Origin of the sequence: Clostridium beijerinckii HUN142 (assembly GCF_000621745.1) — a bacterium.
Lineage (GTDB): Bacteria > Bacillota > Clostridia > Clostridiales > Clostridiaceae > Clostridium > Clostridium beijerinckii_A.
Window position 1 is genome coordinate 117,671 of the sequence record NZ_KK211335.1, and the last position, 23,842, is coordinate 141,512.

At 28.9% G+C, this 23,842-nt stretch carries 19 protein-coding genes; 16 read left to right on the forward strand and 3 right to left on the reverse strand.

Annotation, left to right across the window (positions count from 1 at the left end):
* The first annotated feature begins 153 nt into the window (after positions 1-153).
* Positions 154-1,278, forward strand: coding sequence for a 2-aminoethylphosphonate aminotransferase (locus T483_RS0118760; protein WP_026888210.1), 1,125 nt, complete (start codon positions 154-156; stop codon positions 1,276-1,278).
* Positions 1,279-1,294: 16 nt separating this feature from the next.
* Here the strand turns inward: T483_RS0118760 and T483_RS0118765 are convergent, their stop codons facing one another.
* Positions 1,295-2,095 carry a metal ABC transporter permease gene (locus tag T483_RS0118765; RefSeq protein ID WP_026888211.1) on the reverse strand — a complete coding sequence of 267 codons (801 nt, stop codon included), beginning with the start codon at positions 2,093-2,095 and terminating at the stop codon, positions 1,295-1,297.
* Positions 2,096-2,128: 33 nt separating this feature from the next.
* On the reverse strand, positions 2,129-2,800 hold the full coding sequence (locus tag T483_RS0118770) for a metal ABC transporter ATP-binding protein (protein WP_026888212.1): 672 nt from the start codon (positions 2,798-2,800) through the stop codon (positions 2,129-2,131).
* Between the two features lie 281 nt (positions 2,801-3,081).
* On the opposite strand from T483_RS0118770, the gene dltD reads away from it, so the two are divergent.
* The 5 genes from dltD to dltC are packed head-to-tail and all read left to right on the forward strand — an operon-like array spanning position 3,082 to position 7,337.
* Positions 3,082-4,266, forward strand: coding sequence for a D-alanyl-lipoteichoic acid biosynthesis protein DltD (gene dltD, locus T483_RS0118775; RefSeq protein ID WP_026888213.1), 1,185 nt, complete (start codon positions 3,082-3,084; stop codon positions 4,264-4,266).
* Entirely contained in the window at positions 4,232-4,372 is a 141-nt protein-coding gene (locus T483_RS31700; RefSeq protein ID WP_017212532.1) for a hypothetical protein, read from the forward strand. Before dltD ends, T483_RS31700 begins: the two co-directional genes overlap by 35 nt.
* A 14-nt stretch (positions 4,373-4,386) precedes the next feature.
* Positions 4,387-5,901, forward strand: a complete 1,515-nt coding sequence (gene dltA / locus T483_RS0118785; protein WP_026888214.1) for a D-alanine--poly(phosphoribitol) ligase subunit DltA — start codon at positions 4,387-4,389, stop codon at positions 5,899-5,901.
* Positions 5,901-7,055, forward strand: a complete 1,155-nt coding sequence (gene dltB / locus T483_RS0118790; RefSeq protein ID WP_026888215.1) for a D-alanyl-lipoteichoic acid biosynthesis protein DltB — start codon at positions 5,901-5,903, stop codon at positions 7,053-7,055. The genes dltA and dltB overlap by 1 nt, the downstream gene beginning before the upstream one ends.
* Positions 7,056-7,109: 54 nt before the next feature.
* Positions 7,110-7,337 carry a D-alanine--poly(phosphoribitol) ligase subunit DltC gene (dltC, locus tag T483_RS0118795; protein ID WP_017212529.1) on the forward strand — a complete coding sequence of 76 codons (228 nt, stop codon included), beginning with the start codon at positions 7,110-7,112 and terminating at the stop codon, positions 7,335-7,337.
* A gap of 501 nt (positions 7,338-7,838) precedes the next feature.
* On the opposite strand, the gene T483_RS0118800 is transcribed toward dltC, so the two are convergent.
* Positions 7,839-8,252, reverse strand: coding sequence for a hypothetical protein (locus T483_RS0118800; RefSeq protein WP_026888216.1), 414 nt, complete (start codon positions 8,250-8,252; stop codon positions 7,839-7,841).
* Between the two features lie 407 nt (positions 8,253-8,659).
* On the opposite strand from T483_RS0118800, the gene T483_RS0118805 reads away from it, so the two are divergent.
* The 10 genes from T483_RS0118805 (at position 8,660) to T483_RS0118850 (ending at position 23,733) form a co-directional block, all read left to right on the forward strand.
* Positions 8,660-9,061 carry a DUF6762 family protein gene (locus T483_RS0118805; protein ID WP_026888217.1) on the forward strand — a complete coding sequence of 134 codons (402 nt, stop codon included), beginning with the start codon at positions 8,660-8,662 and terminating at the stop codon, positions 9,059-9,061.
* Positions 9,062-9,188: 127 nt separating this feature from the next.
* On the forward strand, positions 9,189-10,973 hold the full coding sequence (gene pepF, locus T483_RS0118810; RefSeq protein WP_026888218.1) for an oligoendopeptidase F: 1,785 nt from the start codon (positions 9,189-9,191) through the stop codon (positions 10,971-10,973).
* A gap of 150 nt (positions 10,974-11,123) precedes the next feature.
* Positions 11,124-12,164, forward strand: coding sequence for a rhomboid family intramembrane serine protease (locus T483_RS0118815; protein ID WP_026888219.1), 1,041 nt, complete (start codon positions 11,124-11,126; stop codon positions 12,162-12,164).
* Between the two features lie 217 nt (positions 12,165-12,381).
* Positions 12,382-13,770, forward strand: a complete 1,389-nt coding sequence (locus tag T483_RS0118820; RefSeq protein ID WP_026888220.1) for a glycosyltransferase family 2 protein — start codon at positions 12,382-12,384, stop codon at positions 13,768-13,770.
* Between the two features lie 354 nt (positions 13,771-14,124).
* On the forward strand, positions 14,125-16,074 hold the full coding sequence (locus T483_RS0118825) for a DNA gyrase/topoisomerase IV subunit B (RefSeq protein WP_026888221.1): 1,950 nt from the start codon (positions 14,125-14,127) through the stop codon (positions 16,072-16,074).
* Between the two features lie 166 nt (positions 16,075-16,240).
* A complete protein-coding gene (locus T483_RS0118830) occupies positions 16,241-19,153 on the forward strand; it encodes a DNA topoisomerase IV subunit A (protein ID WP_026888222.1) in 2,913 nt (970 codons plus the stop codon).
* Between the two features lie 369 nt (positions 19,154-19,522).
* Positions 19,523-20,074 (forward strand): DJ-1 family glyoxalase III, encoded by a 552-nt coding sequence (locus tag T483_RS0118835; protein ID WP_026888223.1) that lies wholly within the window; start codon positions 19,523-19,525, stop codon positions 20,072-20,074.
* A 138-nt stretch (positions 20,075-20,212) separates the two neighbouring features.
* Positions 20,213-21,979 (forward strand): single-stranded-DNA-specific exonuclease RecJ, encoded by a 1,767-nt coding sequence (gene recJ / locus T483_RS0118840; RefSeq protein ID WP_026888224.1) that lies wholly within the window; start codon positions 20,213-20,215, stop codon positions 21,977-21,979.
* A 95-nt stretch (positions 21,980-22,074) separates the two neighbouring features.
* A complete protein-coding gene (locus tag T483_RS0118845; protein ID WP_026888225.1) occupies positions 22,075-23,145 on the forward strand; it encodes an undecaprenyldiphospho-muramoylpentapeptide beta-N-acetylglucosaminyltransferase in 1,071 nt (356 codons plus the stop codon).
* A 156-nt stretch (positions 23,146-23,301) separates the two neighbouring features.
* Entirely contained in the window at positions 23,302-23,733 is a 432-nt protein-coding gene (locus tag T483_RS0118850) for a flavodoxin domain-containing protein (protein ID WP_026888226.1), read from the forward strand.
* Positions 23,734-23,842: the final 109 nt, after the last annotated feature.

Here is a 23,842-nt window from a genome sequence, read left to right on the forward strand (position 1 = left end):
TTCATTGAAGTTTGTCTTAAATCATCAGATAATGCAAGCAGGATACTTTTATAATGAATGAATTATATTATTTAGAATTTATATATAAAAGAAAATAGGATGGTATGCTGATTTGTTATTTTTTTGATTAAACCGCGTAGGGAGGAAATTAATTTGGAAATCAGAAGAAATATATTATTAAATCCAGGACCTGCTACTACATCAGATACAGTAAAACTTGCTCAAATTGTACCCGATATTTGTCCAAGAGAAAAGGAATTTGGGAGCATTATGGAGTTTGTATCAAGAGAACTTACTGAATTTGTAGGTTCAAATGAAAAGTATACAACCATACTATTTGGAGGATCGGGAACTGCAGCAGTTGAAGCAATTTTAAGTTCGGCAGTGGACAATAAAACAATATTGATAATTAACAATGGAGCTTATGGTAAGCGAATGTGCGAAATTGCAGAAATATATAATCTAAATTATATAGAATTTAAAAGTTCTCCAATGGAACCAATAAATGCAAAAGAGTTGGAAGAAATAATTAGAAAAAATAATGAAGAAAGCAAAATAAATGATTGCAGAGTTATAAGTCATTTAGCAGTAGTCCATCATGAGACTACAACAGGGCTATTAAATGATATAGAATTACTAGGTGAAATTTGCAAGAAATATAATATTGATATGATAGTAGACGCAATGAGTTCATTTGCAGGGATACCTATAGGTATGGATAAGATGAATATAAGATATTTAGCATCGAGTTCAAATAAATGCATACAAGGTATGGCAGGAATAAGCTTTGTAATAGCAGATAAGAAGGCTTTGAATAAAACTCAAAATATAAAACCTAGAAATCTCTACCTTAATATATACAAACAATATTCATATTTTAAAGATAATTATCAAATGAGATTTACGCCGCCAGTTCAAATACTTTATGCATTAAAGCAGGCAATAATAGAGGCTAAGAGTGAGACAATAGATAAGAGATATAAGAGATATAAAGAGTGTTGCAAAATTTTATGGGATGGATTGGATAGACTTAATTTGAATATATTAATAGATAAGCACATATCATCAATGCTTTTGACTTCAGTAATTGAGCCACAGATAAAAAATTATGAATTCGATAGATTACATGATTACTTATATAGCAGGGGATTTACTATATATCCAGGAAAGATATCTTCAGAAAACACATTTAGAATAGCTAATATAGGTGATATATATCCAGATGATATGAGGAGATTTGTAAAAATATTAGAAGAGTATTTTACAGGTATTATATAATAATACCTGTATTAGCCTAATCTTCATAATTAAAAAATCTTTTAAATATTAGTGTTAATAGAAGAACTATAACCGATATTAAGGCAATAGTACCACCAGGTGCACTATTTATATAATAGGAAGATATAAGTCCTATCATAACATCTACAAAACCAAAAATAATAGCAAAAATTAGGGTCTTAGTGAACCCTTTTTTTAATTGCATAGCTGTTGCAACTGGAACTACTATGATTGATGAAACAACAAGGATACCCATAACTCTTATAGATAGAGAAATTGTTGCACCAACAAGCAGTGTAAAAATATAATTAACGAGTTTAACGTTTATTCCAGATGTTTTTGCTCCATTTTCATCAAAAGTTACATATATTAATTTATTGTATAGAAATAGAAGACATATAAGGCATATTCCTCCAACAATAGCGATTAAGAATATGTCAGAGTCTGTTACAGTTAAAATACTTCCAAATAAAAATGAATCTACTTTAGCTGAAGCTTTACCACTACTTATTAAAATAATAGCTATTCCTAAACTTAATGTCAGAACAATTGACATTACAAGTTCTGCATATTTCTTATAGTACGTTCTTAGAAATTCTATTACAAGAGCGCAAATACTAGTAAATGAAAATGCAGTTAAAAGTGGGTCAATCCCTAAAACAAGACCAATTGCTACTCCAGCAAAAGATGAATGAGATAATGTATCACCAATCATTGAATAACGTCTAAGAACAATAAAAAGTCCTATAAAGGGACACAGCATAGAAACAATAAAGCCAGCAATAAATGCATTTTGCATAAAACCTAATTGAAACATAAATTATTACCTTCCTAAATATAGTTTAACTACTTAAATTATGTTGTAAAATGAATCTTCAGATTCTAAATATCTTTTAAAATCTTCCTTTGTATATAATTTCATAGAACAATTTTCTAATTTTAAAATGTGTGTTGAATATTTTAATGCAACCTTAGTATTATGTTCAACAGAGATAATAGTTTTTCCTAAATCCCTATTTAAACTTTGGAGTAGAGGATAGATTTCATTTTGGCTCTTTTCATCTATTCCAGTTGATGGTTCATCTAATATTATTAAATCAGGATCGCCGATTAAGGCCCTGGCAATAAAAATTCTTTGCTGTTGTCCACCTGAAAGATTGCCTATTAATTTATTGCTAAATTCACTCATATTCACATTTTTTAGAGAACTTTGAATGCACTTTGAATTCTTAATTCCCACTGTCTTGGCATGGCAAGACAAAACTTCCTTAACTGTTATTGGAAATTCTGCATTAAAATTATCAAGTCTTTGTGAAACATATGAAATTTTATTAGAATCTAAACTGATACAACCACTATCAGGCTTTAGAAGCCCTAATATAAGTTTTACTAGTGTACTCTTACAACTTCCGTTTTCACCAAGTATAGATAGATAAATTCCAGTAGGTATATTAAGATTAATATTTTTTAATAAATCTGTTCCTTTTGTATAGGAAAATGATAGATTTTTTATAGTAATCAAATAATCAACTCCTTAAAGCATTATTATATTATACACTCAAATGCAAATAATTTGCAATATAATATATTTTTATATTATGATTAATATCCAATACAATAACTATTTTATACTACAATACTATAAAAAATTGTCAGAGAGAGTCAACTTTGATTATGAACATATATCCTCATCATATGATTTTATATGCTATTATAGAAGCGACTTTTGGATTGAAATATGTCTTAAATTAGTATAGAATTAAATGGAAATCGTAGTAGAAAAACAAGAAATAGGAGGGACAAATGAAAAAAAAGCTTATATATATGTTATTCCCTATTATTGCAGCTGTAGTAACCGTTATGTTACTTAATATTTTTTTAGATAAAGAAATAGGAACTATGCTAAAAAGCAAGGATTTAACTGAAATAAATATAGAGTATGGAAGCAGTTATAAAGATAGGGGACTCGTATATAATGAATTTGTTACAAATAATAATTATCAAATATTAGAGGGGTCATCAGAGTTAGGTGCACCAGTCTCACAATTAGCTACAACTTTTTTTCCTGTAGAAGGAATGGATACAATCGTAACTAATGGTAGAGCATATTGCCAGGACTTGACTCAGATATCTAATTTAGGAAGCCAAAATACCCAGAATAAACCAAATGTTGCATTTATAATTTCACTTCAGTGGTTTATGGGTGATCATGGTGTTGATGGTACAGACTTTCAAGCTAATTTTGCACCAGTGCAATTTTATAAATTTTTATCAAATAAAGAAATAAGTGAAGAACATAAAAAAACATATGCAGCTAGAGTAGACAAGCTGTTAACAGGAAGCTCACAATATATACCAGAAAAGCTTTATGCAAAATTTTATACAAACGATAATTTAATATCTAAAATGTCAAGTGTTATATTTAAGCCATATTTTGTCGCAAGGGAAAATATTGTTGAACTTAAAGACAAAGGCCTATTATATAGAAGGTTAAAGAAACTACCTGAAAAATCAGAAAAACAGCTGAGAACAGTTGATTGGAATGAAGAGTATAAGAAGGCCGAGGAAGAAGCAAAGAAACAAGTAACTAATAATGAGTTCTACGTATATGACACATATTATGACAAGAATTTAAAAAATAATTTACAATCTCAAAAAGATATAAATAAAAATGTTGATTTAATGAATTCAAAAGAATTTGATGACTATGAATTATATTTAGACACTTGTGTTGATCTAGGTATAAAGCCATATATAATTTTAGCACCAACTAATGGAAGATGGTATGATTACACTGGAATGACTAAGCAAAGTAGAGATGAGTTTTTCGATAAAGTGGAAGAAATGGCTAAAGAAAGAGGATTTGAAGTTTTGAACTTAAAAGATCAAGAATATACGCCTTATTTTATGTGTGATGTAATGCATTTGGGATGGAAAGGATGGCTTGAAATTGATGAGCAACTTTATAAACGAAATAAAGAAAAATAGAGCTTTAGGATTTGCATTAGTAAGTTCAATTGTAGTTATTTTAGCAATTCTAGTACTAACATTTGAACCATTTGCTGAAATACCATTTGTATATAATCAATTTTAAGGGAGATATAAATAATGAAGATTTTAGAAGGTATAAAAAAATACTCAAACAGTAATAGAATTGCATTAAAATGCGATGGGAATGTTATGACATATGCAGAATTAGATACAATATCGGAATGCATAGCAGCTTTTTTATTAAAGGAATTTAAAGACGATAGAACGCCTATTATTATATATGGGAATAAGGAAAATTTAATGATGGCAGTTATGATGGCTGCTTTAAAGTCAGGAAGAGCTTATATACCAATAGATATTAGCTATCCAAAAGAGAGAGTGGAAACAATTATAAGCGAGGTTCATCCAAAGGTTCTTATTGATTTTAGTAAAGAAAGCAATTTCGAAAGTATAAGGATCTTAAAAGATAAAGATATTGAAGAAATAGTAAAAGAATATGAAGATGTTAAAGTAGAAAAAGGAAATTGGGTAAAAGAAGATGAAAATGCATATATACTATTCACTTCTGGAAGCACTGGAAAGCCAAAAGGTGTTCAAATAAGCAGTAACAATTTAGATAATTTTGTTGAGTGGATTGCAGAATATTTAAATTTAGATGAAAAAGAAGAAGTATTCATGAATCAGGCTGCATACTCTTTTGATCTATCTGTAACATCAATTTACCCAGGATTATGCTATGGGAAAACATTACATGGATTTTCAAAAGAAACACTTTCAAATTTAAGAAATATGTTTGATGATATGAGACAATCTGATATTAATATATGGGTATCAACTCCTTCATTTGCAGGAATGTGTGTTGCAGAAAAAGATTTTAATTCTACAATGCTTCAGAATTTAAAAGCGATGATATTTGTAGGAGAGGTATTACCAAAACCATTATGCGAGGAACTTATAAATAGATTCCCAGGAACAAGGGTAGTAAATGGATATGGTCCAACAGAGGCAACTGTAGCAGTTTCAGCTAATGATATGAGCAAGGAATTATTGTTAGAAGAAGGAAGCTTGCCTATTGGATATCCAATGAAAACATCAGTTGTAAAGATTATTGATGATGAAGGCAACGTGCTAGGTGATGGAGAAAAAGGAGAAATAGTAATTGTAGGTCCTAGTGTAAGCAAAGGATACTTTAATAATGAACAGGCTACTGCAAAAGCATTTTTCTATGATGATTATAATGGATCTAAATGTAGAGCATATAGAACAGGAGATTTAGGCTATTATGTAAATGGAAATTTATATTATTGTGGAAGAAAGGATTTCCAAATAAAGCTTAATGGTTTTAGAATAGAAATAGAAGATATAGAAAATAACTTAGTTAAAGTTAGTAATATAAAAAATGCAGCTGTTGTTCCAATAGAGAAAGATGGAAAAATTGCATATTTAACTGCGTTTATTGAGTTAAAAGAAGATAATGGATTAAGTGGATTAAAAAATGGAATAATGATAAAAAAAGAGTTGGCGAATTTGATTCCTTCATACATGGTACCTAGAAATATAAAAATTATTAAGCAATTTCCGACTAATGTAAATGGGAAGATTGACAGGAAAAAACTATTGGAGGAAGTATAATGAAGTTGACACAATACGGAGATTACTTTTACTTATATATCTTGCTATTAACATTTATTCCGGCCATAGTTTTAGGTCTAAATGGGATTAAATCAAAATATTATGGAATAATTGCTTCGGCTGTAATGATATATTTGATCATGGGAAAAAGTTTAGGATTAGCTTTATTTTCAATGTTTTTAGTTGGCGAAATTTTTGTTATATACTTATATTTGTTTGTTAGAAAGAAAACAGATAACAAATATTTATATTGGTTATTCTTGTTTGCATCAATAATTCCGCTTATATTAACTAAAGTAGCAGGGGTTACACATTATGCTTCATACATTGGGTTTATTGGTTTATCATATTTAAATTTTAAGGCAATACAAGTAGTGATAGAAATTTATGATGGTAGAATAACTCAAATAAATTTTATGACATTTATTCATTTTATAACATTTTTTCCGACCCTAAGTTCTGGACCTATAGACAGATGGAAAAGATTTGAGGATGATTTAAATAGAAAAGTAGAAAAGAATATATATTTAGAAGAATATTTAATTCCAGGTCTGAAAAAGATATTTATTGCAATTGCGTATAAATTTATATTAGCATATTTAATTGATACATATTGGTTGTTAAAAATACCTTCAGGCATTACAATATTAAATAGTGTAAATTATATGTATGCCTACACAATGTATTTATTCTTTGATTTTGCAGGATACAGCTTGTTTGCGGTTGGGTCAAGTTATATCTTTGGAATTAAAACGCCAGATAACTTTAATAAACCTTTCTTAAGTAAGGATATGAAAGAATTTTGGACAAGATGGCATATATCTTTATCAAGATGGTTTGGAGATTATATTTTCTCAAGGTTTGTGTTAAATTCCATGAGAAAAAAGAGATTTAAGAATAGGTTTGTTGCTTCTCATGTGGCTCAAATTATTACTATGTTTATAATGGGGTTATGGCATGGACTAACTGTATACTATATAATTTATGGATTATATCAAGGAATTGCATTAGTCTTAACTGATATTTATCAGAGGAAATCAAGTTTTTATAAGAAACATAAAAAAGAGAAATGGTTTAATTATGCTCAGGTTTTAGTAACATTTCACATAGTATGTTTCGGTATGTTGATATTTTCAGGATATTTATTTAAATAGAAATAGACAAGCTAAGGAATTAAAAAATAGTATTATAAGAAGGAGTATATTATTATGAAAGATAAAGTTTTAGAAATATTTACTGAAGTTACAGGAAATGATGAAATAGCAGAAGATTTTGATTTAGATCTTTTTGAAGCTGGATTACTAGATTCTCTAGCAATAATTGAAGTTTTAATTCAAATAGAAGAAAAGCTAGGAATTAAATTACAGCCTACAGATTTAGAAAGAGAAGATATGTCAACTGTTAATAAGTTGGCTGCATTCTTAGAAACTAGATAAAATCTATGATATTTAAATGTGAACTCATATTTATTCAATAACTCTCCAAAAGAAGGAATACTTTTTTGTTCCGGTATGCTGGAGAATAAAACTGTGGATTTTTAACATTAGAAATGGAACAACTTTTAATGAAGAAATGCCTACAGTTTTATTCTCAATGCAATCCTCCACAAAAGAGTATTCCTTCTTTCTAGTATTATATATAGTGCACAATTTTAGTTCTTATTTTTGGTATCTATATATTTGAATTATTATATTTACTTAAACTTTAAATTTGTTTCCATACTAGAAATTCCATACATTTTTGTGAAACAAGCATTTGAAATTAAGCTGCTAAGGTTCTTAGTACAAGGCTGTTCTATTTGTGCTTGTCACATTGAGATGGGAGCATGCAGAAATGGGCACAACCTTGTGGTTAGAACCTTTCAGCGAAAATTTCATAGTCTTGTGGAACAAAAATGTACGGAATTTTGAAGGGAAATCGTATAAGTATGAATTTATTTATTCATTAAATATTTTTTCTAGACACCAGCTTTTCTTATCATCTTTTTTAAAGCTTCCTTTAATTGAAATGTTTTTATGGGGAGCAGCTTTAGAAAGTCCAGATGCTTCAACAACAGCAGTTTCACCATCACTGTATAGGAGTGACATTTTTTGAACTCTAAGGAGTTTATTTTCTGATGACGAGCCAGTGGTAAAATTATATTCTACAGCAAATCCAAGATCCTTGGAATTGCTTGATATATAAATATTACGAGTCATAAAGAATGAAGTTATAATTATTATTCCAAATGAAATAGTTAAAGATAACATAATTTTTCTTTTGTTTCTTAGAGTAATATTTTTCTGGAGTCTTCGTCTTCGGCGTCTTTTATAAACAAAGCACTCTTCTTGAAGCTGTATGTTATTTAGCATGCTTTATTATACCTCCTTTATTTTTTTGATGTGCCTTAAGTATAGTTTGAAGAAATTAATAAATAAAATTGAATTCATAGTATATGAGTGAACATAAGAAAATATTACCATATAATTCCATATAATAAAAACAAAAGCGTATGACAAAGTTAAGGAAAAAACATTATTATCTGAGTGAATTCTGAATATGATCTTATTTTTGGAAAAAAGTTTACCAGGTTTTATTTTTATGGTTATAAAATGTCTTTTTTGATATAATTTTATATAAGAAATTAACTATATATATTAAATTAGTTTTATACTTTATTGAACTATGACTAAAAATAAGAATATAGGAGATTTTCTAAAACTTATATATATTTTAGTTTATTAAGGCATAATCAAAAAAATAACAGGATGGTGGAACTATGGATTTTTCAAGTTTAGTATTAATAGAAAAAGATAAGGAAACAGGATTCATAAAGAAAGAACTAGGAAGTTTTGAAGTAAATGAAGGAGCATTATTTGTAAAAAAACTTTATGTGTTGGATGATATTGTATATATGTATTTCGATACAAATAAAAATGTAGAAGAATGGGAATACTCAGCAATATATGATCTATTTAATAATGAAGTGTTTACTGAAAAGGGATATGAAATTGAAGAGGATTTAGAAGAATACAATCCCACATATATAATAAAATTTAAGTATGTAGATGACTATGATGTAATAAAAGGGAAAATACAAGAAGTTGTATCAATAATAGACAGAGAAATGAACGCAGTATTTGAGTCTATTCAAGGAAAAGAATCTGAATATACAGAATAGATAAAAGATATTTTATAGTCATTTGTATGCATTTCCAAAGCATATTCTTAAGAATATATATGGTAATATTCTTGAGATAAGTAAGATTTAGAATTTCACTAAAATTTATAAAGGAAGGTGTGTTAATATGAGCGATTTAAAGAAAAGAGAAGAAATTGAAGATAAGTTTAAATGGAAGGTTGATAAGATTTATAAGAGTATAGAGGATTGGGAAAAAGACTTTGAAGATGTAAAAAATGAAGCAATCAGATTAAAAGATTTTTCGGGAAAACTTGTAAATGGAGAAGCAATACTAGATTACTTAAAGGTTAATGAAAAAGTATCTAGAAAGGCAGAAAATTTATTTATTTATGCTCACTTGAAGTGTGATGAAGATACTTCAAATACTACTTACCAAAGTTTAATGAGTAAAGTAGATATATATATGGCGGAGCTTGCGAGTTACACAGCTTTTTTTGTACCAGAAATCTTAAGTCTAGATGATAGTTTTATTAAAAGTGAAATAAATAGGTTAGATGAATTAAAACAATTTGAATTTTTAATTGATGATATACTAAAAGAAAAGCCACACATATTGTCTAAAGAAATGGAAGAATTATTGGCGGCAGCATCAGATTGCTTGGATGCACCTTCTGCAATACACAATATATTAACTAATGCAGATATGACATTTGGGAAAATAGAGGATGAAGATGGTAATGAAGTTGAATTAACAGAAGGAAACTATTCTTCATTCATAAGAGGTAAAAATAGACAGGTAAGAAAAGCAGCATTTGAAAAATTGTTTGGAGAATATGATAAATTGAAGAATACTCTAGCAACTTCTCTAAGTGCATCAATAAAAACTTTCAATTTCAGCAGCAGAGTTAGAAAATATAACAGTGCATTGGAAGCATCACTGAAACCTAATAACATTCCTTTAGAAGTTTATAAAAATGCAATTAAAGTAATAAATAACAATTTGGATTCGCTTCATAGATATGTAAATATTAAGAAGAAATTATTAGGATTGGATGAAATCCACATGTATGATTTATATGTTCCAGTCATTGAAATTCCAAAAGAAAAAATTGAATTTAATGATGGAGTAAATATAGTATTAAAAGCATTAAATCCTTTAGGAACAGAGTATTTAGACATATTTAAAAGTGGAGTCAATGATGGTTGGATAGATATATATGAAAACAAAGGAAAGAGAGGAGGAGCATACTCTTGGGGTGGGTATGATACAATGCCTTATGTATTATTGAATTATAATAATGAATTAGGAGATGTCTCGACATTAGCACACGAAATGGGTCATTCGATTCATTCATATTATTCAAGAAAAGAGCAGCCATATTACTATGCAAACTATACTTTATTCTGTGCAGAAGTTGCATCTACAACGAATGAATCATTACTTATTCACTATCTAATTGAAAATGAAAAGGATGAGAAGAAAAAATTATATTTAATAAACCAAGAATTAGAACAGATAAGAACAACTGTATTTAGACAACTGATGTTCGCAGAATTCGAATTATATACACATGAAACACTAGAAAAAGGAATACCATTAACAGCAGAAGATTATAATAAAGCTTGGCATGATTTAAATGTTAAGTACTTTGGAAATGAAATTGTGATAGATAAAGAGGTAGATGTTGAATGGTCAAGAATTCCTCATTTTTACTCGGATTTTTATGTTTATCAATATGCTACAGGTTATGCTGCAGCTTCAGCTTTTTCGAAAGCTATCTTAGACGGGAAAGAAAATGCAGTAGAAAAATATAAAGGATTCTTAAAATCAGGTGGAAGTGATTATCCAATAAATATTTTAAGGAACGCAGGAGTAGATATGACAACAGATACGCCAATAGAAGCTACAATAAAGAGATTTAATGAACTTTTAGATATGATAGATAAATAGAACTCATGAAATAATAAAGTATAATCTAAGAGATATTTTATAACGTATAATGTGAAATTCACAATTAAAGCAGTAAATAAATTGTCTATAATTGTGAATTTACATTATAAACTAAGATATAAATTTTTAAATGAGAATGGGTAAGGGATTATGAATAACTTTAAAGAAGAGTTTTATAAGATTTTGTTAAATACAGAAAGTTTCTATATGAAGCAATATTATAGTAATTTTCATGAAAAAGAAATATTTCTTGCAATTAAAGAGTTATCGAATGGAATATATTGTGTTTTGATAAGCGATGAAGAAAATGAAAATATAGATTCTTTAGAAGCTTTTGAATATCTAAAAACTTTAGGAAAAGACTTTTCCCTAAATATGATAATTTTATCTAAACAAGAATATACATATATAAATCATACAACCATGGCAAATAAACTTATTGTGAATAAGGAGAATTATAAAGTTAATAGCTGTGATAAGTCATGTTTGCCATTGAAAAAGATATTTGAAGTGTATATAAATAAAAGTGAGGTAGGTAATACTGACAATAGGAAAGACTTTTTTAGATATAAAATTCCAACAATGATTTTAATATCAATTAATATAGTAATATTTGTAGTAATGCAAATTGAAATTTACAATATTAAGCATTCATTAGGTTCATCACAATTGTTATCAGAGGAAATGATAAATGTAATAAATAATTCAGTATTAATAAGATTTGGAGCTAAATATAATGAACTTATAAACAATGGAGAAATATGGAGATTATTAACTTGTGCTTTTTTACATTCTAGTCTTATACACATAGCATTTAATATGTATTCTTTGTATATAATAGGTCCACAAATTCAACAGATTTATGGAGCTAAAAAATATTTAGTTATTTACATCACTTCTTGTATAACAGCATCAATATTAAGTTATCTAGCAAGTCCATATACTATATCAGTAGGAGCATCAGGCGGTATATTTGGCCTTTTGGGAGCTTTGTTAGCATTTGCAATTATAGAGAGACATAGATTGCAGAAAAAATATATATCTAGCTTACTACAAATAATACTTATAAATTTATTTATAGGATTGAGTGTAAGAAATATTGATAATTATGCACACATAGGTGGACTTATTGGGGGAGCATTAATTGGATATATCACTTATAAAATATCAAATAAACAATATAAAAACTAAATAAATTTATATATTTTTATTACTTGGGAAATATCAGAAATTACGCTAGAAAAAATAATATGTAAAGGATTTTATCAAGGCAATATTAATTTTATCTTAAGAAAATAGGGTTGATTTTTTATTTTTATTGAAATATTATTAAATAGGTATAGTATGATGATAAATATATAAAATAATAAATGGGAATAAATCTCATTAAATATTAGGAGTGAATGTAATGGGAAAATACATTTTTACCATAACAGCATTTTTTCAAATTTTTGTTTTTGCGATAACATGTTACTATTTAGCTTTAGGAGTTATAGGGCTTTTCAGAAAGAAAGAAAATAAGAACTATGAACCTAAAAATAAATTTGCATTGTTAATTGCAGCGCATAATGAGGAAGTTGTTATTGGTAGTCTCATAGAAAGTATGTTAAAACTAGATTATCCTAAGGAAATGTATGATGTTTTTGTTATTGCAGATAATTGCACAGATGATACAGCTAAGATATCTAAGAATTATGGAGTAAATGTTTGTGAAAGATTTGCAAAAGATAAAAGAGGAAAAGGTTATGCGTTAGAGTGGATGTTTGCAAAGTTATTTGCAATGGAAAAACAGTATGATGCTATTGCTATTTTCGATGCAGATAATCTTGTACATAAAGATTTCTTAAAAGAGATTAATTCAAAGATGCTGGAAGGCTATAAAGTTGTTCAAGGATATATAGATAGTAAGAATCCAGATGATTCATGGATTTCTGCCGCTTATTCAATAGCTTTTTGGACTCAAAACAGAATGTTCCAATTAGCTAGAGCTAATATAGGGTTTTCTAATCAAATTGGTGGAACAGGATTTGCTATTGAAACTAAGACATTGAAAAAATTAGGCTGGGGTGCTACCTGTTTAACAGAGGATTTAGAATTCTCTTGTAAGCTTGTACTAAATGGAGAAAAAGTTGGTTGGGCTCATGATGCGATTATATATGATGAAAAACCATTAAAGCTTAAACAATCATGGACTCAGAGAAAAAGATGGATGCAAGGATTTACAGATGTTGCTTCAAGATATTTCTTTAAGCTCGTTAAGAAATCAATAATGGAAAGAAAATTTTATATGTTTGACTGTGCACTATACGTATTGCAGCCTTTTGTAACGTTATTACTAGGTATTTCAGCAGTTTTAACATTGATACAGGCGAATACTACAGGCGTAAATATATTTATTATAAATTATTTATTTAGTGATGTTGGTTTTAAAACATTTGCGGCTATTCAATTTTTGATTACTCCGTTAATATTAACAATTGATAAAAAAATTACAAAACCATTCTTAGTTATGATGGTATTATATTCTAGTAATGTTTTTGTAGTTCCTTATTTAACAGCTAATATGGATAATTGGATTATTGCCTGGATAATTGGAGTAGGGTATAACTTAGCATTCTTGATATTAACAGGGATATTATTAGGAAAGAGAGAATTGATCTTATTCTTTAGATTTTGGCTATATGCTTTATACACATTAACATGGATACCAATTACAATTCAAGGTATATTAAATAAGAATAATAAAGAATGGAGTCACACTAAACATGTTAGAAAGATAGAAATATGTGATGTATAAGACTCTAAACAAAAGTATAATTTAGAAATTAGGATGTCGTAAAATGGTTAGAAAAGCATTTTTGACATCCTATTTTTATGAATAGCTTTAGGCACATTAACCAACTGTTTTTATGTTAGGCATTATTAAAATAAAATATGAATTTAGATATAGATGTATATTATTAACTTACATATGCAAATATAATTATAAGTGAAATATGCTAAGGAAATAATATTCATTCCTAAGAGTATATTACTTAAGTAATTAATAATATTTAAGTTTTTTTTGACATTAAAGCAGAAAGGCAGTATATTTTATAGAGCGAAATAATTACGAAAAAAATAAGAACTGGTGTTCAAATGGAGGAGTTTTATGGAAGTAAAAAATACTAATGCCTATGATGTAACAGATTTAACATCACTTGAAAAGTTAGAACCTGTAAGAATAAGACCGGGTATGTATATAGGATCTACAGGTAGTAAGGGGTTACATCATTGTATATGGGAAATAATAGATAACTCCATAGATGAAATAGCTAATGGATATGGTGACAAAGTAACGATAACGTTAAATGAAGATAAAAGCGTAACCGTATTGGATAATGGGAGAGGTATTCCTACAGGAATTCATCCAATTAAAAAGAAATCTGGAGTTGAAATGGTATTTACTGAGCTTCATACAGGAGGAAAGTTTGATAATAAAAATTATAAGACGTCTGGAGGGCTTCATGGAGTTGGAGCAGCAGTAGTAAATGCTTTATCAGAATGGTTGGAGGTTGAAGTCTATCAAAACGGAAATATATATAGACAAAGATTTGAATATACTTTTGATAAAGAATTAAAAAGAGAGATGCCAGGAACAGCTGTTGGCAGCTTGAAGACTATTGGAAAAACAGGCAAGGTTGGAACAAAGATTACATTTAAGCCAGATAAAGAAATATTCTCAACTACTGATTTTAAATTTGATATAATAGATAGTCGATTACAAGAATTAGCATTCCAAAATAAGGGGATAAGACTAGAATTAATAGATAAGAGAAAAGGACAAGAAATCTCTAAAGAATATTACTCGGAAAATGGTCTTTTAGATTTTATAAATTATCTAAACGAAAGCAAAACACCAATTCATGAAGAACCCATAATTTTCGATGGCGAAAGAACTGTTGGAGAACTTCAATTATATGGTGAAGTCTGTATTCAGTTTACTGATTCAACTACTGAATATATTGCGAGTTATGTAAATAATATTCCTACAACAGAAGCCGGAACTCATGAGACTGGATTTAAGACTGGAATGACAAGAGCTTTTAAAGAATGGTCTAAAAAGTTAGGATTGGTTAAGGAAAAAGATAAAGAATTTGAAGGTGATGATTTAAGAGAAGGCATGACTGCCATTGTAAGAATTAAAATCACAAATCCCATCTTTGAAGGTCAAACTAAAACTAAACTTGGAAATAATGAAGCATATACCATGATGAATGATTTAGTGTATACTAAATTTTCTGAATGGATAGAAGATAATAAAACTTTGGCAACAAGTATAATTAACAATGCATTAGAAGCTGCTAAAAGAAGAGATAAGATTAAGAAAATAAATGAAGCAGAAAAAAAGAAAATAGGAAAAGGTACAGCACCGCTTGCAGGAAAAGTTGCGGTATGTACATTGAAAGATAAAACAGTAAATGAATTTATAGTTGTGGAAGGAGATTCGGCAGGAGGATCTGCAAAACAAGCTAGAGACAGAAGGTTTCAAACTATAATGCCATCAAAAGGTAAAATAATGAATACCGAAAAGCAAAAACTTGAAAATGTATTAGCATCTGAAGAACTAAAAATATTTAACACTGCTGTTGGAACAGGGACTTTAGACAACTATAAAGAAGAAGATTTGAAATATGACAAGATAATAATAATGAGTGATGCTGATGTAGATGGATATCACATTAGGACACTATGGATGACTTATATTTATAGATATATGAGGCCGCTTATTGCTAATGGACATTTATATTTAGCACAGCCTCCATTGTACAAAGTATATAGGGAAACTAAAGGTAAAACTATAATTAAATATGCATATAGTGATGACGAACTTGAAAGTACAAAGAAACAGGTAGGAAAAGGGTCATTGATTCAGAGATATAAAGGACTAGGAGAAATGAATCCAGATCAGTTATGGGAAACAACATTAAATCCAGAAAGTAGAACGCTGCTTCAAGTAACTATAGAAGATGCAGCAAAAGCAGAAAAAATGGTTTCGTTACTTATGGGCGATATTGTTGAACCTAGAAAGAATTATATGTATAAGTATGGAGAATTTTAAAAAGCTTAGATTCTATTAGCGTAAAAATAAAGTTTGCTAGAATGCTTTAATAAAATATGTACATCAAAAAAGATGTATAACGAAAAAATAAATTGTAGAGCATAAACACAATTGTTTATATGCGACATTAAAGGACGCTAACTGTATATTAAAAAAGGAGAAAAGTATGGCAAAGAAAAATGAAAATATTATACCTAAAGATAATAATATAATTGGCATTCCGTTAGAAGAAGCAATGCCAGAAAATTATTTACCATATGCTATAGAAGTTGCTAAAGATAGAGCTCTTCCTGATGTGAGAGATGGGCTTAAACCTGTGCATAGAAGAATTTTATACGGTTCATATATGCTTAAAGCCTTTCCTGATAGACCTTATTATAAATCAGCAAGAATAGTTGGAGATATTTTGGGTAAGTATCATCCTCACGGAGATTCATCTGTATATGAATCTATGGTAATTCTAGCTCAAAATTTTTCGACAAGAGCGCCACTAATTGAAGGACACGGGAATTGGGGATCTATTGATGGTGATGGTGCGGCTGCTATGAGATATACAGAAGCCAGATTATCTCCTATTGCTATGGAAATGCTGAGAGATATTGAAAAGGATACAGTAGAAATGGTTCCAAACTACTCAGATAGTGAAATGGAACCTAAAGTATTACCAAGTAGATATCCTAATTTATTAGTAAATGGAGCGTTCGGTATAGCTGTTGGACTTGCAACTAATATACCACCACATAATTTGGGAGAGGTAACAGAAGGAGTACTAGCATATATTGATGATAATGAAATAACTACTTCTGAACTTATGAAATATATAAAAGGACCAGATTTACCTACTGGTGGAATTTTAATAGGGGAGAAATCCATTTTATCAGCATATGAAACTGGTGAAGGAAAAGTAGCGTATAGAGCAAAAACTTCAATTGAAAAATTAGAAAATGGAAGAATAGGAATAATTATAACTGAATTTCCGTATAGAAGGAATAAGTCTAAGATTCTTCAAACAATATCTGAAATGACTGGAGATAAGAGACATGCAAAAGCCTTAGAATCTATAACAGATATTAGAGATGAATCTGATAGAAGTGGAATAAGAGCTGTAATTGAATTAAAGAAAAATGTTGATGAAGATGTTGCTGATAAAATTCTAAAATATTTGTTCAAAAAAACTGATTTACAATGTAACATAAGTTTTAACATGGTAGCACTTGCAAATGGAAAGCCAGAAACCATGAGCTTAAGGGCTATAATAAGATATTATGTAGAACATCAGAAAGAAATAATAACTAGAAGAACCCAAAAAGAACTTGATGTAGCGAAAAAGAGACATCATATTGTTGAAGGTTTCATCAAAGCTATAAGTGTTTTAGATGAAGTTATAGCAACCATTAGAAGTTCAAAATCTAAAAAGGATGCATCGGACAACTTAATAAGCAGATTTGAATTTTCTGAGACGCAAGCACAAGCTATATTGGAACTTATGTTATATAGATTAACAGGTCTCGAAATAGAAATATTTGAAAAGGAATATGGACAGCTTGAAAAACTTATAAAGAAACTTGAAAAGATTTTATCTAGCGAAAAAGAACTTTTAAAAGTTATTAAAAGTGAATTAAAAGAAATAAGCGATAAGTACGGAAATGATAGAAGAACTGAAATTATACATGATGATAATGAAAGTAAAATTGACGTTGAAGAATTAATTGTTGTAGAAGAAGTTATGATAACAATATCTAAAGATGGATTTGTAAAGAGAATACCATTAAAAAATTACACCAGATCTAACTCTAATCCAGAAGATATTGAGTATAGAGAAGGGGATTCTTTAAAATATTTAATAAATTCGAATACTAAGGATACACTTCTTGTATTTACAGATAAAGGTTTTATGTATCAAACCAAAGGTATTAATATTCCTGAAATGAGATGGAAAGAAAAAGGGGATAGATTGGATGAGATTATTAAATCTTTAAATCTTGATAATGAGAAGATCATTGCAGCTATATCAATAGATAATTTTAATCCTAGTAAAGCATTTAGGTTTATAACGAAACATGGAGGAATTAAGTTAAGTTCTTTAGATAAATTCCAGACTGCATATGGTAAACTTCAAGCGTTAAAGATTAGAGACGGCGATGAATTGCTTGATGTATCCATAAGAGAGCTTGAAGAAGAAAAGAAATTCTTAAAAGTTAAAAGTAAATTAGGTTTAGAATTTACTCTAGAAATAAAAAATCTTGAAGAAACTGCTAGGAATATTTTGCCTAACCAGCTATTCAATTTCTCGGAAGAGGATGAAATTGATCAAGTAGAAGATACTAATGAAATTGAATATTTTGAGTTAAGTGTTGGGATTACGGATAAAAATAAGTTCAAATTTTATGAGCGAATAAAAGAGGATTCATTAAAAGTTAAAACAAACTCGTTAAAAGAATTATTGATTTTTAGCAATAAGGGATATGTATATAAAATACCGGTATTTTTAATGAAAAATGTTTTGAATAAAGAAATAAATATAGAGGCATTTACAGGTAAACTAGAAAAGGGAGAGAAAATAATAAGTCTAATTTCGGTTAATTCTTATAATGAGGAATTAGGAGTATACACATTTACCAAAAAGGGAATGGTTAAGAAAACCTTATTAAAAGAATTTGAGGGTGACTTTTTAAGGCAAGCATGCTATAAGTTTAAGTTTGAAGATGATGAAGTGGTATCTGTAGAAATCAATCAAACAAAGTTTGGACATTTAATTATGATAACTAAAAAGGGAATGGCAATAAAATTCCCGGTTGAGAATGTAAATATTATGGGTAAAATAGCATCAGGCGTAACTGGAATAAGTCTAAGAGATGAAGATCAAGTTATTTTTGGAAAGTATCATAGCAATTACGTGAAGAGTGATGAAAATAGCGTGATTTTATCTTCAGATAATACGAAAATCACACTTGTTTCTAAAGGCAAGGAAAGATTAGTAATGGACATAAGTGATATTAAATTACAAAATAGAGCTGGAAGAGGAACGAGTATAATGATGGTTTCACTTGATGATGAAATTAAAGATGTACACCTATAAAAAAAGTGCGAAGCACAACCAAGAACTTATCACCTATAAAAAAAAGTGCGAAGCACAATGAGGAACTTATTAAGCACAATATGGAACTCGTTAAACACAACTAGTTATGTTGTCGATAAAATAAAAGTTTTGATTTTTATTTTTAACAAAGTAAATGACTCACACAGAATATATCATTATGTGTGAATCATTTATGGTAGTTGGTTAGAAACTTATAGATTTTAAAATTACCAATTCTGGCCATTAAGTTGTGGTAGTTAAACAATAAATAGGGTATAATGTAGATATGAATTGAAGAGAAATAGAATGAGGGTGTTCTAAAGAATAGTTTAGGATATCCTCATTGTTTAGATTTAAGGAGGAATTGATATGAAGAAAGTATGTGTATTATTGGCAGAAGGTTTTGAAGAAATAGAAGCTTTAACTGTCTCTGATATAATGAGAAGAGCAGATGTAACTTGTGATTTAGTATCAATTGCAGAAAAACAAGTTAAATCAAGTCATGGTGTGGTAGTTCAGGCGGATAAGCTTTTTGATGAGAAGATGGAATATGATTTAGTGGTAATACCAGGAGGTATTCCAGGAGCTACTAATTTGAGAGACGATGAAAGAGTAATAAAATTTGTTGAAAAGCAAAACAAGGAAGGAAAATTAATTGGAGCAATTTGTGCAGGACCGATAGTTCTTGGCAGAGCTGGGATCACAGAGGGAAGAAATATAACTTCTTATCCAGGATATGAAGATGAATTGCCAAATTGCGAATATTTAGAAGATGCTGTAGTAGTTGATAATAATATAGTAACTAGCAGAGGGCCTGCAACAGCAATGGCATTTGCATATAAATTATTAGATATTCTTGGATATGAGCATAAAGTAGAAAGTATCTCATCTGGTATGTTATATAAGATGTTTATAGGTTGAAAGGTCTAAAGTTTACCGAGTAGGTTTTGAGTTATTTCCATATAAGAGAAATGAGAAAAATAGAAAACTTAAAGTATATAGCCTCTAGGATCAATGGTCTTAGAGGTATTATTGCGGCATGCTGTGAGGGGAGAAGAAATGTCAGAAAGATGGTTTATAAAAAATATAAAAGCTGATTATAAATACATATCTAAAAAATATGCACTTTCAGAATTAGTTAGCAAGCTTATAATAAATAGAAATATTACAAGTGATGAAATGATAAGAAGTTATATTAATCCGGATTTTGATAAATTTCATAAGGCAAGAGAGATGAAAGACCTAGAAAAGTCGGTTGATATACTACGTGATAAAGTAGAATCTCAGAAAAAGATAAGAATTGTTGGAGATTACGATGTTGATGGTGTAATAAGTATTTATATTTTATATTCAGCGTTGAAAAGGTGTAGTGCAAATGTAGATTATGAAATTCCAGATAGAATAAAAGATGGATATGGAATTAATATGAGCATTATAAAACAAGCAAAAGAAGATGGAGTGGATACAATTCTAACTTGTGATAATGGTATATCGGCTATAGATCAAATAAAATATGCAAAAGAATTAGGAATTACCGTGATAGTGACAGATCATCATGATATACCGTTTGTTGAGAAAGAAAATAATGTTAGAGAATTCATAAGTTTAAGTGCTGATGCAGTAGTAAATCCAAAGCAAAGTGAATGTAATTATAAATTTGAACAATTGTGTGGAGCAGGCGTAGCATTTAAACTTGTAGAGGTTCTTTATGAGACTTTTAATATAGATAAAAGGGAATGCTATAAATTTATAGAATTTTTAGCAATAGCAACAGTTTGTGATGTTGTTGACCTAATAGATGAAAATAGGATATTCGTTAAAAAGGGATTAGAGCTTATTAATAGTACGACCAACTTAGGATTACAAGAATTAATAAGAGAGTGCGAATTGACAGAAAAAACTTTATCAGTGTATCATCTTGGGTTCATTATAGGACCATGTATAAATGCTTCAGGAAGACTAGACTCAGCTAAAAGAGGATTGGAATTATTGCTTTCGGATGACGAGGAAGAAGCAGTAAAGCTTGCAAAAGAGTTAGTTAGATTAAATGAAGAGAGAAAAGATATGACCATGAGAGGTGTTGAAGCTGCTGTTGAAATTATAGAAAAAAGTGGGATGGTAAATGATAAGGTATTTGTTATTTATATTCCGGATATACACGAAAGTTTAGCGGGTATAATAGCAGGAAGAATAAAAGAAAAATATAATGTTCCAACTTTGGTTATAACAAAAGCAGAGAATGGAGTGAAGGGGTCTGGGAGATCAATAGAAGAATACAATATGTTTGAAGAGCTTATTAAGTGCAAAGATCTGCTTGAAAAATTTGGCGGTCATCCTATGGCAGCAGGTTTTTCTTTAAAGGAAGAGAATATAGATGAATTTAGAAGAAGATTAAATGAAAATACAATTTTAAAAGACGAGGATTTATTGAGAAAAGTTACTATAGATTCGGTTTTGCCGATTGATGCTATAGACTACGATGTGATAAATGATTTGGAAAGATTAGAGCCTTTTGGTAAAGCAAATTCTAAACCATTGTTCGCTGAGAAAAATATTAATTTATTAAGAGCAACAATACTTGGAAAGAATAGAAATGTACTGAAATTGAAACTGAAGACCAAGTTAAACAAAACTCTAGATGCCATTTATTTTGGGGATATTGAAAAATTTGAAGAAGAAGTTAGCAATAAATATGGAAATGAAGAATTACAAAAACTTTATAATGGGGAATACAACCATGTAAATCTTGATTTAGTATTTTATCCAAGTATTAATGAATATAATGGTAATACGACTATCCAAATTGTAGTACAAAATTATAGGTAAAAGTATAAAGTTTTAGGTTAAGTATAGAAAGATGTTATAAACTTAAGATTACATAGTAAAAATTTTGAGTTATTACCAGGAAAGGATGATAGTTTTTGGCTAAGTATAAAATAATAATGACCGGGGGAGGAACTGCTGGTCATGTTACCCCTAATTTAGCACTGGTTCCTAAATTAAAACAAAAAGGTTTTGAGATAAAATATATTGGAAGTGTTGATGGCATTGAAAAAGAAATAATAACTAAAAACAATATACCTTTTTTCGGAATTTCATGTGGAAAATTACGAAGATATTTTGATGTGAAAAATTTTACTGATCCATTTAAAATTTTAAAAGGCATTGCTCAAGCTCTAAAAATATTATCTAAAGAAAAACCAGATGTGATTTTTTCAAAAGGTGGTTTTGTAGCTGTTCCAGTTGTAATAGCAGCATCTATAAAAAAAATACCAGTAGTGGCGCATGAATCAGATATGACGCCAGGACTTGCAAATAAACTTTCAGCACCATTTTGCGATAAATTGTGTGTCACATTTAGAGAAAGTCTAAAGTTTATAAAGGATAATAAAGGGGTACTTACAGGAAGCCCAATCAGAGAAGAAATACTTAATGGAGATAAGGCTAGGGGGAAAAAAATATGTGGATTTTCTGATAGCAAAGAAATTCTATTTATTATGGGAGGAAGCCTAGGTTCTAAACTTATAAATGAAGAAGTAAGAAAAAATCTAGACAAACTTTTAAAAGATTTCAATATAATTCATATCTGCGGAAAAGGTAATGTAGATAAAAATTTTATAAATAAAAATGGATATAAGCAATTTGAATATGTAAGTGAAGAATTGCCAGACCTTATGAAAGCTTGTGATTATATAATTTCAAGAGCGGGAGCTAATTCCATATTTGAATTCTTAGCATTAAAAAAACCGACACTATTAATACCACTTTCTAAAAAAGCAAGCAGAGGTGACCAAATATTAAATGCCAAGTCATTTGAAAAAGAAGGATATTCACTAATGCTGCAAGAAGAAGAAATTAATAAAAATATATTATATGAAAAAGTCCTTGAACTAAAAAAAAGAAAACAAGAATTAATTAGCAATATGGAAAAGAGTCAAGCTAAAAGCGGTGTTGAAGCAATAATAAACGTATTATTAAGAAGTATAAGATAAAAAAATAATTTATTGGACTTATAATTATTATTTAAAAAAGTACAAATTATACAATCAAATCTTGCAAAAAAAAATATGTGAGATATAATAAAAGGGTAAGTTCATTTTAGTGAAAACATAAGTTAATTATTTAACAAGAAGATGAGGTGCATTTCAATGAAAAAAGTTTCAATCATTTATTGGAGTTGTGGAGGAAATATAGAAGCACTTGCGAATGCTATGGCAGATGGTGCTAGAGCGCAAGGCGCAGAAGTAACTGTAAAGCACGTTGCAGATGCCACAGTAGAAGATGTTTTAGAAGCTGATTCTATTGCTTTTGGAAGCCCAGCAGTAGATGCCACTAAAATTGAACAAGAGGAAATGAAACCATTTTTAGATCAATTACAAAACTATAGAGATGTAAATAAAAATAAAAATTGTATTTTATTTGCAACTTACGGGTGGATTGAAGATACTTTCATGAAGTTATGGAAAGATGAAATATCATCTTATGGTTTTAATGTAATTGGAGATTTAGCAATTAAAGATTCACCAACTAAAACACAGGCAAACATTATTAAACAATTAGGAAAAAAACTAGTTAATTAATATAAGGTTTGTCATATTGTTTCGTGTGTCTAATGTTAAAAAATCTCTTAAGCTAAATATTAATATGTTTATTAGGTGGTCTTTAAGACTAACTTATATAATAAATTTA

Bases quoted from the DNA above. Each gene is read 5' to 3' on its own strand.
- dltA (WP_026888214.1), top strand. From the start codon at position 4,387: ATGAAGATTTTAGAAGGTATAAAAAAATACTCAAACAGTAATAGAATT.
- T483_RS0118765 (WP_026888211.1), bottom strand. From the start codon at position 2,095: ATGTTTCAATTAGGTTTTATGCAAAATGCATTTATTGCTGGCTTTATT.
- T483_RS0118830 (WP_026888222.1), top strand. From the start codon at position 16,241: ATGGCAAAGAAAAATGAAAATATTATACCTAAAGATAATAATATAATT.
- T483_RS0118805 (WP_026888217.1), top strand. From the start codon at position 8,660: ATGGATTTTTCAAGTTTAGTATTAATAGAAAAAGATAAGGAAACAGGA.
- recJ (WP_026888224.1), top strand. From the start codon at position 20,213: ATGTCAGAAAGATGGTTTATAAAAAATATAAAAGCTGATTATAAATAC.
- T483_RS31700 (WP_017212532.1), top strand. From the start codon at position 4,232: ATGAGCAACTTTATAAACGAAATAAAGAAAAATAGAGCTTTAGGATTT.
- T483_RS0118825 (WP_026888221.1), top strand. From the start codon at position 14,125: ATGGAAGTAAAAAATACTAATGCCTATGATGTAACAGATTTAACATCA.
- T483_RS0118835 (WP_026888223.1), top strand. From the start codon at position 19,523: ATGAAGAAAGTATGTGTATTATTGGCAGAAGGTTTTGAAGAAATAGAA.
- dltC (WP_017212529.1), top strand. From the start codon at position 7,110: ATGAAAGATAAAGTTTTAGAAATATTTACTGAAGTTACAGGAAATGAT.
- T483_RS0118820 (WP_026888220.1), top strand. From the start codon at position 12,382: ATGGGAAAATACATTTTTACCATAACAGCATTTTTTCAAATTTTTGTT.
- T483_RS0118850 (WP_026888226.1), top strand. From the start codon at position 23,302: ATGAAAAAAGTTTCAATCATTTATTGGAGTTGTGGAGGAAATATAGAA.
- pepF (WP_026888218.1), top strand. From the start codon at position 9,189: ATGAGCGATTTAAAGAAAAGAGAAGAAATTGAAGATAAGTTTAAATGG.
- dltD (WP_026888213.1), top strand. From the start codon at position 3,082: ATGAAAAAAAAGCTTATATATATGTTATTCCCTATTATTGCAGCTGTA.
- T483_RS0118815 (WP_026888219.1), top strand. From the start codon at position 11,124: ATGAATAACTTTAAAGAAGAGTTTTATAAGATTTTGTTAAATACAGAA.
- dltB (WP_026888215.1), top strand. From the start codon at position 5,901: ATGAAGTTGACACAATACGGAGATTACTTTTACTTATATATCTTGCTA.
- T483_RS0118800 (WP_026888216.1), bottom strand. From the start codon at position 8,252: ATGCTAAATAACATACAGCTTCAAGAAGAGTGCTTTGTTTATAAAAGA.